Annotated in this window: 14 protein-coding genes; 8 read left to right on the forward strand and 6 right to left on the reverse strand. The window is 68.8% G+C overall.

Annotation, left to right across the window (positions count from 1 at the left end; all coding sequences use genetic code 11):
• Positions 1 to 122: 122 nt before the first annotated feature.
• Positions 123 to 1,697, forward strand: coding sequence for a sensor histidine kinase (locus ACRB8A_RS02515; protein ID WP_056599961.1), 1,575 nt, complete (start codon positions 123 to 125; stop codon positions 1,695 to 1,697).
• A complete protein-coding gene (locus ACRB8A_RS02520) occupies positions 1,694 to 2,362 on the forward strand; it encodes a response regulator (protein ID WP_050684955.1) in 669 nt (222 codons plus the stop codon). The genes ACRB8A_RS02515 and ACRB8A_RS02520 overlap by 4 nt, the downstream gene beginning before the upstream one ends.
• Positions 2,363 to 2,369: 7 nt before the next feature.
• On the opposite strand, the gene hutG is transcribed toward ACRB8A_RS02520, so the two are convergent.
• A complete protein-coding gene (gene hutG, locus ACRB8A_RS02525) occupies positions 2,370 to 3,419 on the reverse strand; it encodes a formimidoylglutamase (RefSeq protein ID WP_432245515.1) in 1,050 nt (349 codons plus the stop codon).
• A 175-nt stretch (positions 3,420 to 3,594) separates the two neighbouring features.
• On the opposite strand from hutG, the gene ACRB8A_RS02530 reads away from it, so the two are divergent.
• Entirely contained in the window at positions 3,595 to 4,899 is a 1,305-nt protein-coding gene (locus ACRB8A_RS02530; protein ID WP_056599967.1) for a cation:proton antiporter, read from the forward strand.
• Between the two features lie 19 nt (positions 4,900 to 4,918).
• On the opposite strand, the gene ACRB8A_RS02535 is transcribed toward ACRB8A_RS02530, so the two are convergent.
• Complete coding sequence (locus ACRB8A_RS02535) at positions 4,919 to 6,358, reverse strand: NCS2 family permease (RefSeq protein WP_050684952.1); 1,440 nt, start codon at positions 6,356 to 6,358, stop codon at positions 4,919 to 4,921.
• Positions 6,359 to 6,469: 111 nt separating this feature from the next.
• Here ACRB8A_RS02535 and ACRB8A_RS02540 point away from each other — a divergent pair, with 111 nt between their 5' ends.
• Positions 6,470 to 7,108, forward strand: coding sequence for a copper resistance CopC family protein (locus ACRB8A_RS02540; RefSeq protein ID WP_432245516.1), 639 nt, complete (start codon positions 6,470 to 6,472; stop codon positions 7,106 to 7,108).
• Between the two features lie 110 nt (positions 7,109 to 7,218).
• On the opposite strand, the gene ACRB8A_RS02545 is transcribed toward ACRB8A_RS02540, so the two are convergent.
• The gene (locus ACRB8A_RS02545; RefSeq protein ID WP_082178236.1) at positions 7,219 to 7,854 is read right to left on the reverse strand and encodes an NAD(P)-binding protein; all 636 of its coding nucleotides are present in this window, start codon (positions 7,852 to 7,854) and stop codon (positions 7,219 to 7,221) included.
• A gap of 428 nt (positions 7,855 to 8,282) precedes the next feature.
• Here ACRB8A_RS02545 and ACRB8A_RS02550 point away from each other — a divergent pair, with 428 nt between their 5' ends.
• The 4 genes from ACRB8A_RS02550 to ACRB8A_RS02565 all read left to right on the forward strand — a co-directional run bounded on the left by ACRB8A_RS02550 (position 8,283) and on the right by ACRB8A_RS02565 (position 12,533).
• Positions 8,283 to 9,320, forward strand: coding sequence for a universal stress protein (locus ACRB8A_RS02550; protein ID WP_432245517.1), 1,038 nt, complete (start codon positions 8,283 to 8,285; stop codon positions 9,318 to 9,320).
• 120 nt (positions 9,321 to 9,440) lie between these two features.
• Complete coding sequence (locus ACRB8A_RS02555; protein ID WP_432245518.1) at positions 9,441 to 10,544, forward strand: LolA family protein; 1,104 nt, start codon at positions 9,441 to 9,443, stop codon at positions 10,542 to 10,544.
• The gene (locus ACRB8A_RS02560; protein WP_432245519.1) at positions 10,541 to 11,548 is read left to right on the forward strand and encodes an ABC transporter ATP-binding protein; all 1,008 of its coding nucleotides are present in this window, start codon (positions 10,541 to 10,543) and stop codon (positions 11,546 to 11,548) included. The genes ACRB8A_RS02555 and ACRB8A_RS02560 overlap by 4 nt, the downstream gene beginning before the upstream one ends.
• On the forward strand, positions 11,535 to 12,533 hold the full coding sequence (locus ACRB8A_RS02565; RefSeq protein WP_432245520.1) for an ABC transporter permease: 999 nt from the start codon (positions 11,535 to 11,537) through the stop codon (positions 12,531 to 12,533). Before ACRB8A_RS02560 ends, ACRB8A_RS02565 begins: the two co-directional genes overlap by 14 nt.
• 17 nt (positions 12,534 to 12,550) lie before the next feature.
• Here ACRB8A_RS02565 and ACRB8A_RS02570 read toward each other — a convergent pair whose 3' ends face one another.
• From ACRB8A_RS02570 to ACRB8A_RS02580, 3 genes are read right to left on the reverse strand one after another with little or no spacing between them, the layout of a single operon-like run.
• Positions 12,551 to 13,471, reverse strand: coding sequence for a cation diffusion facilitator family transporter (locus tag ACRB8A_RS02570; RefSeq protein WP_050684945.1), 921 nt, complete (start codon positions 13,469 to 13,471; stop codon positions 12,551 to 12,553).
• Between the two features lie 10 nt (positions 13,472 to 13,481).
• A complete protein-coding gene (locus ACRB8A_RS02575) occupies positions 13,482 to 13,910 on the reverse strand; it encodes a metallopeptidase family protein (protein ID WP_056599984.1) in 429 nt (142 codons plus the stop codon).
• Positions 13,911 to 13,919: 9 nt separating this feature from the next.
• Positions 13,920 to 14,894, reverse strand: coding sequence for a DMT family transporter (locus ACRB8A_RS02580; RefSeq protein ID WP_432245521.1), 975 nt, complete (start codon positions 14,892 to 14,894; stop codon positions 13,920 to 13,922).
• Positions 14,895 to 14,926 lie beyond the last annotated feature (32 nt).

A 14,926-nucleotide genomic window follows, 5' to 3' on the forward strand; every position in this document is an offset into this window, starting at 1 on the left:
CGCGTGCGGCCGAAGGCGGGCCCTGGCGGCCAGCGGCCCTGCGGTATAGTTCCGGTACCCCGGCACCGGCCGGCTGCCGCACCCCACCATAAGGACCAACCAGAGTGACTCGTCGAAGAGGAATGTCCCTGGCGGGGCAGTATCTGGTGCTTCAGCTGCTGATTGTCCTTGCCGTGCTCGTCGCCGTGGTGGCCATCTCCCTGGCACAGTCAGCCGCCACCTTTGAACGGATCGAGGGCCGCCGGGCTCTGTCTGCGGCCGAGGCGCTGGGCAACAGCCCGGCCGTGCGGGAACTCCTGCCCGAGGCGGAACCAAGGGGCGGTGCGGCACTGACGGCAGTGGCCGAGTCAGTTCGCACGGTCTCCGGATCAGCCCAGGTGGCGCTCGCGAAAATCGACCTCACGGTGGTGGCCACCTCGGACCCCGGGCTGTTGGGCGGGCGGTTGGAGCTGGGGGAAAGCCGGGTCATGGAAGGCCGGGCCTGGACCGGGGTGGTGGCCGGGACCGGCCCCGCCGTCCTGTCAGCGCACGTCCCCGTGCTCAACGACTCGGGCAAGATGATCGGGATCGCCTCCATCAGCAGGAACTATCCCACCGTGCTGGAACGCCTGGGCGACGCCGTACCCAACCTGCTGACCTACCTGGGCGTGGCAAGCGTCCTGGGTGTGGCCGGTTCGCTGCTGCTGTCCCGCCGCGTCAAACGGCAGACCCTGGGCATGGAACCCAGCGAGATCACGGGCCTTGTGGAAAACCGGGAAGCGATGCTGCACGGCCTCAAGGAAGGCGTGGTGGCGCTGGACCCGAACGAACGCATCACCGTGGCCAACGACAGTGCCCGGGAGCTGTTGGGCCTGCCGGCGGACTGCGTGGGCCGGAAACTTGGCTCCCTCCACGTGGATCCGGCCCTGAAAGTGGTCCTCACCCGGGACCAGACCGAAACGGACCAGCTGGTCCTGGTGGGGGAGCGGCTGGTGGTGCTGAACCGGGTTCCCATCCGGTCCCGGGGCCGGGCCATCGGCTCCGTCACCACCCTGCGTGACAGGACGGAGCTTTCGTCGTTGGAGCGGGAGCTTGGGGCCACCCGGACCGCCACCGATACGCTCCGCGCCCAGGCGCACGAGTTCGCCAACCAGCTGCACGTGATCTCGGGCCTGATCCAGATCGGCGAGTACGACTCGGTGGTGCAGTTCGTCAACGGCGCCACCGTGGACCGGACCCGGCTCAACGATGAAGTGACCGGCAGGATCCACGATCCGGCGCTCGCCGCCCTGCTGATCGCCAAATCAAGCCTCGCGACGGAACGGGGTGTGGCGCTTAAACTGTCCCCTGATTCCCGGCTGGAGGCCGTGGATGATGGGCTGTCACGGGACCTTGCCACCGTGGCCGGGAACCTGGTGGACAACGCCTTCGACGCGCTGGCAGGGGTGCCGGCCGCCGAAGTCCTGGTGCTGGTGGCGGAGCGGGCCGGCCAGGTGACCGTCACGGTCCGGGACAATGGTCCGGGTGTGCCGCCGGGCACTGCAGCGAAAATCTTCCAGCAGGGGTTCACCACCAAGGACCCCCGGCAGGAAGGCGGGCGCGGTTTCGGCCTGGCGCTTTCCAGGGTGGTGTGCCGCCGGTCCGGCGGCGACCTGACGGTGGCCAACGACAACGGTGCAGTCTTCACGGCACGATTCCAAAGAGGTGCAGGAAAATGATCAAGGTCCTGATCGTCGACGACGACTTTATGGTGGCCAAGGTGCACGCAGGTTTTATCCAGCGCACCGCAGGGTTCACGGTGGTGGGTGCCGCCCACACCGGGGCGCAGGCGGTAGCGGATACCGAGCGGCTGCAACCGGACCTGGTGCTGCTGGACATCCACCTGCCGGACATCAACGGGCTGGACCTGATGCACCGGCTGCGGGCGGTCGCCCCGGAACTGGATGTGCTGGTGATCAGCGCCGCCCGCGAAGTGGAAACCGTCCGCAAGGCCCTCCGCGGCGGAATTGTGCACTACCTGATCAAGCCCTTCTCGCAGACGGACCTGCAGGAGCGGCTGGAGCACTACCGCAACGCTTACCAGGGGCTCGAACAGGCCAAGGACGGCGCCGACCAGTCGGATGTGAACCGGGTGTTCGGCCTGGACCGCACAGAACGGCCGCTACCGAAGGGCTGCAGCGTGGAGACCCTGAAACTGGTGGAAACCGCCCTGCACGCAACCTCGTCAGACCTCTCCGCAGCAGAGCTGGCCGAGCAGCTGGGCACGTCCCGCGTCAGTGCCCGCCGCTACCTCGAATACCTGCACGACGAAGGGACCCTCGACGTCCGGCTCAAGTACGGCGTGGGCCGGCCGGAACGCCGTTACGTCCTCAAGGGCCGGTAGCCACCGCTCAGCGCAGCAGGGTGTCCACCAGCCGGGCCGCCACCTTCGCGGTCCGGCCGTCAAGGTCGTAGGCCGGGTTCAGTTCCGCCACGTCCAGGTGGAGGAGCTTCCCGCTCCAGGCCACCTGCCGGCAGATGGCGCTGATGATGGGGAACGGGACGCCGAAGGCCGCGGGCGCGCTGACGCCCGGAGCGACAGCCGCCGGCAGGACGTCCAGATCGATGGTCAGGTACAGCACGTCGATGCCGGCCAGGAACCCGGCCACAAAGCCCCGCACCCGGTCCGCGTCGCATTCCTCGTCCAGCAGGTACGCCACATCCAGCTTCCGGGCAGTATCAAAGAGCGCGCGGGTGTTGTTTGTTTCGGAAATCCCGACGACGGCGTAACGGAGTTCGCGGCCCGCGGCCGCTTCGGCGCGGGCCATCTGGAGGAACGGGGTGCCGGAGCTGGGGAGTGGTTCGTCCCGCAGGTCGAAGTGCGCATCGAGGTTCAGCACGCCCAGCCGCTGGCCTGCCGTGACGGCCGCTGACGCGCTGACGCCCAGGTAGCTGGCGTAGGCGGTTTCATGGCCGCCGCCCAGCAGCACCGTCAGGTTGCCGGCATCGATCAGGGCCGTCACCGCTTTGCCGGCACGCGCCTGGCCGGCTTCCAGGTCCCCGCCGGAGACCACCACGTCGCCGGCGTCGGCCACCTCACGGTCCAGGTGGAATGCCAACGGCCCCAGCGCGCGCCGGATGGCCGCCGGTGCCGTTGCGGCGCCGGTGCGGCCCTTGTTCCGGCGCACCCCCTCGTCGCTGGCAAAGCCCAGCAGCACCGCCGGGCTGGGGTTACCGTTCCGGCCTGCGGGACGGGCCCGCGCGGATCCGGCAGCGGCACCGCCGTGCGGCACCCAGGGTGCGGTATCCGCCACGGTGTCCCCGCCGTCGTTGGCATCCTCATCAACGTCCCGGCCTGCTTCCACCGCCTGCCACCAGCGGCGGTGTTCGGCCGCGTCGCCGTCGAACCTGCCCGTCCAGGGCCGGGGCGGGACGTCGACGGCGGCGGATAGCAGATCCATGGTCCAAGCTCACCGCATGCAGGCCGCGAATGCCAGCAACACCGCCGGTGGACTGTCTGGAATCCAAGAACTTTCGGGCCGCCCGGGGGCTATGGTGGAGCAATCCCTTCCCCCGGGGACCGTTACCCTTTGCCTGCGCCCACGGGCGCCACGATCCAGGCCGGAGCAGTACCCCATGTTTGAAGGTCCCAACATCCTTTTCGCGGCCGCCGGGCTGGCGGTCTTTGTGGCCGCTATCCTGCCCAAAGCCCTGCGCAACATGCCTTTTTCGATGCCCATGGTGTTCCTCGGCGCCGGGATGGCCGCTTTCGCGCTGATCCCCACGCTGCCCAGCCCGGACCCGATCGCCCACAACGAATTTGTCCTGCACCTTGCCGAGATCTGCGTGATTGTGTCGCTGATGGGCGCCGGGCTGGCGCTGGACCGGCCCGTGGGGCGGAAGCGGTGGGCCACCACCTGGCGGCTGCTGGGCATCGCCATGCCGCTGTGCATCGTGGGGCTGACCCTGCTGGGGTTGTGGTTCCTCGGTTTGGGCCTTGGCGCTGCCCTGTTGGTGGCGGCCAGCCTGGCGCCCACGGACCCGGTCCTGGCCTCGGAGGTCCAGGTGGGCGAGCCTGCGGACCACGACGATGAGGCGGACAAGGAGGACGAGGTCCGGTTCGGGCTTACCTCCGAGGCCGGCCTCAACGACGGGCTGGCATTTCCCTTTGTCTATCTGGCGATCATCATCAGCGTGGTGGGCTCACAGCCGTCGGAGTGGTTTCCGGAATGGTTCGGCGTGGACGTGGTGTGGCGGCTGGCTGTTGGCCTGCTGGCGGGGTTCCTGACCGGAAAGCTGCTGGCGCGGCTCTTTTTCTCGGCCAAGGCGGACAGCCTGCGGCTGTCCAACCACTCGGAAGGTTTTGTGGCCCTGGCAGCCACGTTCCTGGCCTACGGCCTGACAGAACTGGCGGAGGGCTACGGCTTCATCGCGGTCTTTGTCTGCGCGGTCACCATTCGTGCCGCCGAACACAGCCACGGTTACCACCGGGTGCTGCACTCCTACGTGGAGCAGCTGGAACGGCTGCTGACCGTGGTGATCCTGGTGCTGCTGGGCGGTGCGATCGCCCGCGGCCTGCTTGCCGGCGTCGGGCTTGCCGAGGTGCTGGTGGCCCTGGCGTTCCTGCTGGTGGTGCGTCCCGTGGCGGGCTGGCTGGGACTGCTGGGCGGCAAAACCGGGCCGCGGGAACGGATCGCGCTGTCCTTCTTCGGGATCCGCGGCATCGGCTCGCTGTACTACCTGGCCTACGCCCTTGCCGAAGGCCAGTTCGGCGGCCAGGCACGGGAACTGTGGGCCTTCGTGGGGCTGGTGGTGGCGCTCTCGATCGTGATCCACGGCGCCACCACCTCGCCCCTGATGAACCGGTTGGACCGGTTGCGGGAACGGAAGGCGCGGGCGGTGACCGGGGATGAAGGGCTGGCGCCCAACACCCCCGTGTAACCCCACCGGCAAGGGGGAGTTACATGCCCAGGGCGGCCTCGATGGGACCCACGGCGAAGAACAGCAGGAACGCGGCAGCCACGGCCCACATCAGCGGGTGGATCTCCTTGATCCGGCCCTGGACGGTGCGGATCAGCACAAAGGCGATGAAGCCGGCGCCGAGGCCGTTGGCAATGGAATACGTGAACGGCATCAGCGTGAAGGTCAGGAACGCCGGGATGGCGATGCCCCAGTCCTGCCAGTCGATCTTGCCCACCTGGGACACCATCATGAAGCCCACCACCACCAGCGCCGGCGCCACGGCCTCGAAGGGCACCAGGTTGATCAGCGGGGTGAAGAACATGGCCACCAGGAACAGCAGGCCGGTGACGATTGACGCGACGCCGGTGCGGGCACCTTCGCCGATGCCGGCGCCGGCCTCCACGTAGATCTGGTTCGAGGAGACGGACGCGCCGCCGCCCACGATGGCTCCGAGGGCGTCCACCTGGAGGACACGGTCCACGTCGGGGATGTTGCCGTGCTCATCGATGGTGCCGGCCTCGTTGGCCAGGCCCACCATGGTGCCCATGGCGTCGAAGAAGATGCTGAGCAGGATCACGAAGGCCAGCAGCGTGGCGGCCACAAAGCCCAGGTGCTCGAAGGCGCCGAACGGGTTGGCCTTGCCGATCAGCGACAGGTCCGGTGCGGCCCAGCCGGAGAACTCCGGCGCCACCAGGGACCAGCCCTGCGGGTTGGACTTTTCGCCGTCGAAGCTGGGTCCGATGTGCAGGGTCATTTCCAGGATCACGGAGATCACGGTGGAGGTGATGATGCCGATCAGGATGGCGCCCTTGACCTTGCGGACCACCAGGGCGATGGTGAGGATCAAGCCGAAGACAAACACGGCGGTGGGCCAGCCCAGCAGCTTGCCGTCAAAGCCCAGGCCCACCGGCACGGTGGTGCCTGCCACGTCCGGGATGCGCCGGACAAACCCGGCGTTGACCAGGCCGATCAGCGCGATGAACAGTCCGATGCCCACCACGATCGCCGTTTTCAGTCCGTCCGGCACGGCTTTGAACACAGCGGTCCGGAAGCCGGTGAGGACCAGGATCAGCATGGTGACGCCGGAGAGGACAACCAGGCCCATCATGTCCGGCCACGTCAGGCCCGGGTTGGTGGCCACGGTGACCGCCACAAACGCGTTGACGCCCAGCCCGGTGGCCAGCGCGAAGGGGTGCCGGGCCCAGGCGCCCATCAAGATGGTCAGGATGCCTGCCACAAAGGCCGTTACGGCCGCGACGGCGGTGAAGCCCAGGGTATTGCCGCTGGAGTCCGGGCCGGACAGGATCAGGGGGTTCAGCACCACGATGTAGCTCATGGCGAAGAACGTGGCGAACCCGCCGCGGATTTCGCGGGAAAGGTTGGAGCCGCGCTCGGTGACTTTGAAGTACCGGTCCAGGGCAGAGCCTTGCTTGAGCATTTGTCCTCCGGGGGAGTCTGTGGGGATACCAGCATCTTATGGTGGTACCGGGGGATCGGCCTTCAAATTCCCCTAGTCTGTAAGGAAGCCAACACAAGGAGCAGTCCCCTCATGCGTTCCATCCGCCGCCAGTTCCTGAGCCTTGTGCTCGGTGTCCTCGTCTCCGCCGCCGCCGTCCTGGGCCTGGCCGGGCCCGCAGCCGCCCACGACGCTGCCGAGTCGACCAGCCCGGCCCAGGGCGCGGCGGTTGCCACACCGCCTGCTGAGGTGTCGGTGACCTTCAACAACAACCCGTTGGGCATCGGGCCCTCCATTTCGGTCAAGGATGCGGCCGGGACGGAGTGGGCGGACGGGGCCGTGGAGATTGTGGACAACGTGGTGTCCCAGAAGCTGCGGGCAGGCGGCCCCGCCGGGGAATACGTCGTGGCCTGGCGCGTGGTCAGCTCCGATTCGCATCCCATTGAGGGGACCTTCAGTTTCACGGCAACTGCCGCTTCGCCCGGTGGTGCTGCGTCAGACACCCCGTCGGGTGCAGCGTCGGCAAGCCCGACGGCGGCCTCCACCGTTCCGGGGATGGGCAGCGCCCAGCCCGGTACCACCGCAGAACCCGCCGAGCCGGCCGGTTCGGGGGAGCCGTTCCAGTGGAGCATCGTGATTTTCGCCGTGGTGGCTGTGGGCCTGCTGGTGGCGCTGGCCGTCCTGGCCCGCCGCCGGCTTTCCGGCAACGACCGGGAGGACACGGAGGGCTGACGCGGTTGCCCGGCCGGTAGCTCACGGCCGCGCCGGGCAGCGCCGAGGCCCGCTCCCGGCGGCTCCCGGGGTCGCGCCGCGGCCCGCTTCGGCGGGTGACCCGCACGTTCCTAGCAGGGCAGGACGGCGAGGCTTCCGGTAGCCGGGAGCGTTCCGGCATCGGGGTTGACCTTGGCGGAGATGGCCAGCCCCACGGTTTTGGCCTGCCGCAGGACTTCCTTCGGTGAGGGCGTAATCAGCTCGCCCACTCCCACCAGGTAGATCCCGATGGCCCGCATCGCAGCGGCAAGGTTCCTGCCCACCGCGATGCCGAAGTCGTTGAGCATGCGCCGCAGCTGGCTGTGGGCGCAGCGGGTGAGGACGATGTGGTCGGCAAGCAGGATGCCCGTGGGGGTATGAACTTCCCAATGGGTAGGGGTGGCCGCAATCCCATCCAGAGCCACGCCATCCACCATGGTCAGCTGCACGGCCCGGGTGGTGTTGCGGACATCCACGTGATGGCTTGCGGCATAGTTGCGCAGGTGCCGGAGGATTTCGTTGCGCTCCTGCAGGCTGGCGGAATCAGCGGCGTCACAGCGCTGCAGGGACGAGGTGTTGGGCGGCGAAGCGGCGCCGAGGATATCCAGCCCGTCCACCACGATGGAGTCCACGCCCCGGCGGCGCAGCTCCGCAGCTACGGCCAGGCCGGAAAGTCCGGTGCCGATGATAACGGTGGTGGTCTGTTCGGTCCTGGCAGTCAGGGGCAGGCTAGACACTACAGATCACTCCTTCGAAGGATTTCAACGCCGGTGCCGGCCTCCTGGCCGACGTGCGCCCCGTTTCCCCCTCAGTCCGGCCGCCGTGCGGGGCCGGGCAGCCTGATGGATTACGTACGGCATAGTCCCGGACCAACAATGTCCTGAAGACTACAGAACAAACGGGCCGCTGGATAGACCGTGGCGTAAACATTCTCCAGCGGCTGAACGCGCTTTCCAAGGGGGTGCCCCACGCCTGTGGATAACCCGGCCAAACCGCTCCTGAACAGGCTTGCCATGCAATACCGGACAGAGAATAGTGGGAACTGCAGGCGGAATTTCGCCGGCGGCTCCGGCCGCAGTGCACGGTGGCGGGGGAACGCCCCGCTGTCTGGCAGAATGGCCGGAACATCACAGCGGTATCGCGAGGAGGCGGCCCCATGGGCGCACAAGAGTGGCATCCGGACCCGGAGCGTGAGGACGGCGGCGAAACAGCCGCTCCGCAGGGGATCGTTGTGGGCGTGGACGGCTCAGAGCATGGCCAGTGCGCGCTGGTGTGGGCTGCCCGGGAAGCCGTGCGCCGCCGTCGGCCGCTTCATATTGTGACCGCGTATTCCGTCCCTATTTTCGCGGCATCCGGCCTGGACGGAGGCTACGCCACCGTTGACGATTCCGTGATCCGGGAAGGCGCCGAGGCCATTGTGCGCCAGGCCCTGGACAAGATCGCCGGCTACGACATTGAGGTCAGTTCCTCCGTGGAGAACGGCGACGCGTCCGGGGTGCTCCTGGACCTCTCCGAGTCGGCTGAACTTCTGGTGTTCGGCACCCGCGGGCGTGGCGGCTTTGTGGGCCGCCTGCTCGGCTCCGTGAGCAGCGCCCTGCCCGCCCACGCCAAGTGCCCCACCGTCACGGTGCCCCTGGTGTGCTCCGACCGGCTGGGGGAAACCACCGAGGACCGGCGCGTCAAGGCAGAACAGGCAAAATCCGGACACCAGCCCGTGGAAAACGTGGTGGTGGTGGGTGTGGACGGCTCGGAGCAGGCACGGATCGCCGTCCTGGAGGCGGCGGACCAGGCCCTTCGCCTCGGTGCTTCCCTTCGTGTCGTTTGCGCCGTTCCGCAATACAGCGGCTCCCTCGCCTGGGTTCCCGCTCCGCTGGACCGGAAGGCGCTGTTCGCGGACATCCAGGTGACCCTGGACGCGGGGATGGCCTGGCTGCGGAGCCACTATCCTGGCCTGTCCGCCGAGTCCCAGCTGCGCGACGGGTCACCGGTGGAGGTCCTCGTGGCCGAGGGCCGGCACGTCGAACTGGTCGTCGTGGGCACCCGCGGCCGCGGCGGTTTCACGGGAATGCTGCTGGGATCAACGTCCGACGGCGTCCTGCACCACGCCAAGGGCCCTGTGATGGTGGTGCCGGACCGCGAGGATCCCCGGTTGGCTGACCGCGCCCGCTTCGGGCCGATCCTCGGCGCCGCCTGACCAGGGTGGCACCCACCGCGCCTGCGCGCCGTCAGGGACAGGCGTACCCTTGAAGTTATGAGCCCCCTTCCGGGATCCGGTCAGTTGCACCCGCGGCGGAAACCGCCGGGAGTTTCCCGCGTGTGGACCCGATGGCTGCCCGCGGTGGCGGTTCCGGTCGTGATTGCCGCCGGAGTGCTGGTGGGGACGCTGCCCGCCGGTGCCGCCGACCCGTTGCCGGCCAGGACACCCGCGCAGGTCATCGAACTGATGGACACCCGCACGGCCGTGTCATTCACCGGCACCCTGGAACAGGCGACGGAGTTTGGCCTGCCGGACCTCCCCGCGGCAGGGCCTTCGTCGGGTCCTGCGGCGGCCGGGGACGGTCCCGCCGGAAGTGTGGCGTCCATTGCCGGGCTGCTCGCCGCGGACCACACAGCCCGGGTGTATGCCGACGGCCCGGCCAAGCTCCGGGTCCAGGTGGCGGACGGCAGCTTCGCCGAACGCAATATGGTGCGCCGCGGAACGGATGTCTGGTTCTACGCCTCCAAGGACAATTCCGCCGCCCACCTGGTTCTGCAGGCTCCGGACCGCGGCGCCGGCGACCCGTCAACCGCCACCCCGGCGGACATCGCCGGCCGGTTCCTGGCCGCAGCGGATCCGGACACCGAAATTTCTGTCGGGGCCGACGTTGAGGTGGCCGGCAGGGCGGCCTACAACCTCCTCCTCGAACCCAGGACCGCCGACACCCTGGTGGGCAGGATCGCCATCGCCGTGGACGGCGAAACAGGGTTGGCCCTGTCCGTGCAGGTCACGGCCAGCGGAGCCGCAACACCGGCCTTCCGGTCCGGGTTCACCGCCCTGACCTTGGGCGCGCCGGACGATTCGCTGTTCACGTTTGTGCCGCCGGCCGGCAGCAGCGTCCGCGAAATTGTGCCGCCTGCCCCCGGTTTGTCCCACGACGTCGGTGATTCGGAGACGCCGCCTTCCGGTCCGCGGCCGGCTGTGGCAGGCAGCGGGTGGACCAGCGTGCTGGCCGTGCCGGCGCCCGCAGCCGGCGGTACCGGTGCCGGCGCCAACGCGCTGCTGGCGGACCCGCTGCTGTCCCAGGCCGCCGTGGACGTGCCCGGCGGAAAGCTGCTGTCCACCCCCCTCTTCACTGTCCTGGTCATGGCCGACGGCCGGCTCCTGGCCGGCCTGGTCCCGGGGGAGCGGCTCCAGGCTGCAGCGGCCGCCGCGCAGTGAGCGCGGGCGTTGGGGGATACCGGGCCGGCGCTTCCGGCCTGGCCATCGAGACTTCCGGCCTGACCAAGCACTTCGGCCGGCAGGCGGCCGTGGACGGCGTGGACCTTGCCGTTCCCGCCGGGACCGTCTTCGGGTTCCTGGGGCCCAACGGCTCCGGTAAAACCACCACCATCCGCATGCTCCTGGGCCTGGCCGCCGCATCAGCGGGGACCGTGAAGCTGTTGGGCGCCAGCATGCCCGGGGAGCTGCACAAAGTGTTGCCGCGGGTGGGAGCGCTGGTGGAAGGCCCAGGGTTCTACCCGTTCCTGTCCGGCGCCGCCAACCTGCACCGGATGGACGCGGCCGGGCCCCACACCGTCCCGGCCACCCGGAAGCTGAGGGTGGGCCAGGCCCTGGAACGGGTGGGGCTGGCCCACTCCGCCGGGAAAAAGGTCCACGCTTATTCCCTGGGGATGAAACAGCGGCTGGGTATCGCCGGCGCGTTGCTGTCCGCCCGAGACCTGCTGGTCCTGGACGAGCCCACCAATGGGCTGGACCCGCAAGGTACCCGTGAGGTGCGGAACCTGATCCGGGCCCTGTCCCACGACGGCACCACCGTTTTCGTCTCCAGCCACCTCCTGGCCGAGGTGGAGCAGATGTGCACCCACGCAGCGGTGATGAGCAGCGGCAGGCTGGTGGCCCAGGGGCCACTCGCCGACCTGCGCCGTGAAGGCACTGTCCGGATCCGGCTGGAGACTCCTGACGCCGCGCTGGGCTGGCGGGAGCTTGTCCGCCTGGGGCTGGTCCCCGCGGCGGACACCCTTGAACCGGGCGGCGATGGCGTTCAGGTGCTGGCCGCATTGCCGGCGTCAGCTGGCCCCGCAGTCCCCGCCCTGCTGCCGGAAGACATCGTGGCGCACCTCGTGGCGGCGGGCGTCAGGGTCCGGGGGTTCGGCGTGGAACGCGAAAGCCTGGAAGACCGCTTTGTGGCGCTTACCGGGGAGGGGTTCAATGTTGCCGGCTGACCGGACCGCAGAGAGCCCCGACGCGGGAAACCAAGGCGCCGGCAGCCCCGACGCGGGAAACCAAGGCGCCGGCAGCCCCGACGCGGGAAACCAAGGCGCCGGCAGCCCCGGCACGGACCGCCGGAATGCCGCCGGCCCGGCCGCAGTCGCCACTGCCAAGCCCCCGCGCGGCTCCGCGTGGTCCCTCCTGGGCTCCGAGCTCAAGGTGCTCTTTGGCCGGCGGCGCACGTGGGCCCTGCTTCTGGCACTGGCAGCCATTCCGGTGCTCATTGCCGTGGCCGTCAGGCTTTCCTCCACCGTTCCCGCGGGGCGGGGACCGGCCTTCCTTGACCGGATCTCGCAGAACGGCCTGTTTGTGGCCTTCACGGCCATGCTGGTTTCCGTTCCGCTGTTCCTGCCGCTCACGGTGGGGGTGGTGGCCGGCGACACGATCGCGGGCGAGGCAAGCCACGGGACGCTGCGCTACCTCCTGGTGGCGCCAGCGGGCCGGATCCGGCTGCTCCTGGTCAAGTACGCGGGGGCGCTGGCTTTCTGCGTTGCGGCCCCGCTGGCCGTGGCCCTTGCCGGTGCCGCCATCGGGGCCGCCCTGTTCCCGGTGGGGCCTGTCACGCTGTTGTCCGGCGACCTGATCCAGCCGCCGGAGGCTGCCCTGCGGATCCTCCTGATCGCCGCCTACCTGGCCGTATCGCTGGCCGGGCTGTCAGCGATCGGGTTGTTCCTGTCCACCTTGACCGTGGTCCCCGTGGGCGCCATGGCCGCCACCGTGGTGGTTTCGGTGGTGTCCCAGATCCTGGGCCAGCTGCCCCAGCTCGAGTGGCTGCATCCGTGGCTGTTCAGCCACTACTGGCTGGGGTTCGGTGACATCCTGCGGCAGCCGGTGCTGTGGGATTCCTTCGCCTCGAACGCGGTGCTGCAGGCAGGGTACGTGGCGGTGTTCGGAGCCCTGGCCTACGGCCGGTTCGCCACCAAGGACATCCTGAGCTGAGCCGTCCGGGCGTACAGCTAGGCGTGCTGGTTAGCCTCGTGTTCGGAGTGGCTGGCCGGTTCGAGCTGGAAGGTGCAGTGTTCGGTGTCGAAGTGGGAGCCCAGGCAGGTGGTGAGCTGGTCCAGGATCTGGTCGGCGCCGTGCGCATTAAGCACACCGTCCTCCACCACCACATGGGCTGAAAAGACCGGAACACCGGACGTAATGGTCCAGATGTGGATGTCGTGGACATCCGTGACGCCGTGCACGGACAGGATGTGCTCGCGGATCATCTGGACCTCCACGCCCTTGGGGGTGGCTTCCAGCAACACATCCACCACGTCCCGCAGCAGGCTCCAGGCCCTGGGCAGGATCATCAGGGCGATGACCACCGAGGCGATGGTGTCCGCGGCCTGGAACCCGGTGACCATGATGACCACTGCCGCGACGATCACGGCGAAGGAGCCCAGGAGGTCACCCAGGACTTCGAGGTAGGCGCCGCGCACGTTGAGGCTGTGCTCCTGCGCGCCGCGGAGGATCAGCAGCGAGACCAGGTTTGCCGCAGCGCCGAGGATGGCGGCGAACAGCATGATGTCCGTCTGCACTTCCGGGGCGGTGCCGATCCGGCGGATGGCCTCGGTGAAGATGATGACGGAAATGACGATCAGGATCAGGGCGTTGGCCAGTGCTGCCAGCACCTCTGCGCGCTGGTAGCCGTAGGTCCGCTGGTCACTGGCCGGGCGGCCGGCGATCCACGCGGCCAGCAACGCAATGGTTACCCCGGCGGCGTCGGAAAGCATGTGCCCGGCGTCCGCCAGCAGCGACAGCGAGCCGGACAGGAACGCGCCCACCAGTTGGATCAACACCACGGACAGGGTGATCACCAGGACCGCCACCAGGCGTTTCCGGTGCCGGCCCGTTGCGGTCAGGCCATGTGTGTGGCTGTGGTCGTGTCCCATGCTCCTAAGGCTATCCCCAGCCGAGCTCGTGCAGCCTGTCATCGGAGATGCCGAAGTGGTGGGCCACCTCGTGGACCACTGTCACGGCGACTTCGTGGATGACGTCTTCCCGGGAGGAGCAGATCTCCAGGATGGGCCCGCGGTAGATGGTGATCCGGTCCGGCAACGAACCGGCATCCCACCAGGAATCCCGTTCGGTCAGCGGCACACCCTCGTAGAGTCCCAGCAGGACCGTATCCGGGTCCTCCCCGGGACCCGGCACGTAGTCGTCCTCGATGAAAACGGCCACGTTGTCCATGGCCTCTGCCAGCTTGGCCGGGATGCTGTCCAGGGCGTCCTGGACAGCGGCCTCGAATTCGTCGGCGGCCATGCTGAAGCCATAGGGCTCGTGCGGGCCGTCGGGAATGATGGGAAGGCCGGGCGGGAGGCTGGCGTGCATCCTTCGACCTTAGCGCTGAACGGCGGCAGCCGTAACGTGCATGTTCCGGGTCCGGCGCCGGGTCAATGCCACCCCCACCAGGCAGATCAGCCCGCCCACCAGGCCCCACACCGTGGGAATTTCGGCGAGCAGGAACCACGAGATCAGCACGGTGGTCCCGGGTACCAGGTACGTGGTGGCCGCAAGCTTGCCGGCGTCGATGAGCGACAGGGCGTATGCCCAGGTGGTGAACGCGATGGCCGTAGGGAAAACCCCGAGGTAGGCAAGGCCCCAGGTGGCCTCCGGCGGAGCTGCCTGCAGTTCGGCGAGCAGCTGGCCGCTGAACGGCAGGCAGCACAGGGCCCCCACCAGGATGCCGAACCAGGTGGCCTGGGCTGCCGGGAACTTGCGCAGGACCGGCTTCTGGATGATGACGCTGACGGCGGCGAGCACGGCGGCAAGGAGGCAAAGCGCCACGCCCGCCATGTCCGCCGTCGGCCGGTTCCCGCCGCCGGACCCTTGGCCGGACCCGAGCGCAATCACTGCCACGCCGGCGAACGCGACAGTGCTGCCGATCAGCAGCCAACGCGGAAAGCCCTCCTTGAGGAAGATACCGGCCATCACGGCCACCAAAATGGGGTTGACGTTGATGAGGAGGGCGCTGGTTCCGGCATCCAGGACATGTTCCGCCGCGTTCAGCGCCACGTTGTAGCCGCCGAACCACATCACGCCGTACGCCAGGATGGGCAGCCATTCCCTGCCGTGGGGGAGGAGCCTGCTCTTCATGAGTTGCGGGACCACCAGCAGGCCCAGGACGACGGCGGCAACCGCCAGCCGGCCCAGCGTCAGCGGCCCGGGTGAAAAGTGCGGGCCGATGGCCCGGATCCCCACAAACGCCGACGCCCACAGCACCACCGTCACCACCATGGCGGCGATGCCCAGCGCTTTGAGTGGGGCCTGGGCGGTGGGCGGTGCGGGTGTGCTGGCGGGACCTGTGGTTGGCATACAGCAAATCTAGCCGTGCCGGCGGGGCAGGG

The organism is Arthrobacter sp. G.S.26 (assembly GCF_050847375.1).
In the GTDB taxonomy this organism is placed as follows: Bacteria; Actinomycetota; Actinomycetes; order Actinomycetales; family Micrococcaceae; genus Arthrobacter.

Excerpts from the sequence above, each read along its gene's own strand:
- ACRB8A_RS02580 (WP_432245521.1), bottom strand. The coding sequence starts at position 14,894 with ATGCCAACCACAGGTCCCGCCAGCACACCCGCACCGCCCACCGCCCAG.
- ACRB8A_RS02550 (WP_432245517.1), top strand. The coding sequence starts at position 8,283 with ATGGGCGCACAAGAGTGGCATCCGGACCCGGAGCGTGAGGACGGCGGC.
- ACRB8A_RS02575 (WP_056599984.1), bottom strand. The coding sequence starts at position 13,910 with ATGCACGCCAGCCTCCCGCCCGGCCTTCCCATCATTCCCGACGGCCCG.
- ACRB8A_RS02530 (WP_056599967.1), top strand. The coding sequence starts at position 3,595 with ATGTTTGAAGGTCCCAACATCCTTTTCGCGGCCGCCGGGCTGGCGGTC.
- ACRB8A_RS02515 (WP_056599961.1), top strand. The coding sequence starts at position 123 with ATGTCCCTGGCGGGGCAGTATCTGGTGCTTCAGCTGCTGATTGTCCTT.
- ACRB8A_RS02570 (WP_050684945.1), bottom strand. The coding sequence starts at position 13,471 with ATGGGACACGACCACAGCCACACACATGGCCTGACCGCAACGGGCCGG.
- ACRB8A_RS02565 (WP_432245520.1), top strand. The coding sequence starts at position 11,535 with ATGTTGCCGGCTGACCGGACCGCAGAGAGCCCCGACGCGGGAAACCAA.
- ACRB8A_RS02540 (WP_432245516.1), top strand. The coding sequence starts at position 6,470 with ATGCGTTCCATCCGCCGCCAGTTCCTGAGCCTTGTGCTCGGTGTCCTC.
- ACRB8A_RS02520 (WP_050684955.1), top strand. The coding sequence starts at position 1,694 with ATGATCAAGGTCCTGATCGTCGACGACGACTTTATGGTGGCCAAGGTG.
- ACRB8A_RS02535 (WP_050684952.1), bottom strand. The coding sequence starts at position 6,358 with ATGCTCAAGCAAGGCTCTGCCCTGGACCGGTACTTCAAAGTCACCGAG.
- hutG (WP_432245515.1), bottom strand. The coding sequence starts at position 3,419 with ATGGATCTGCTATCCGCCGCCGTCGACGTCCCGCCCCGGCCCTGGACG.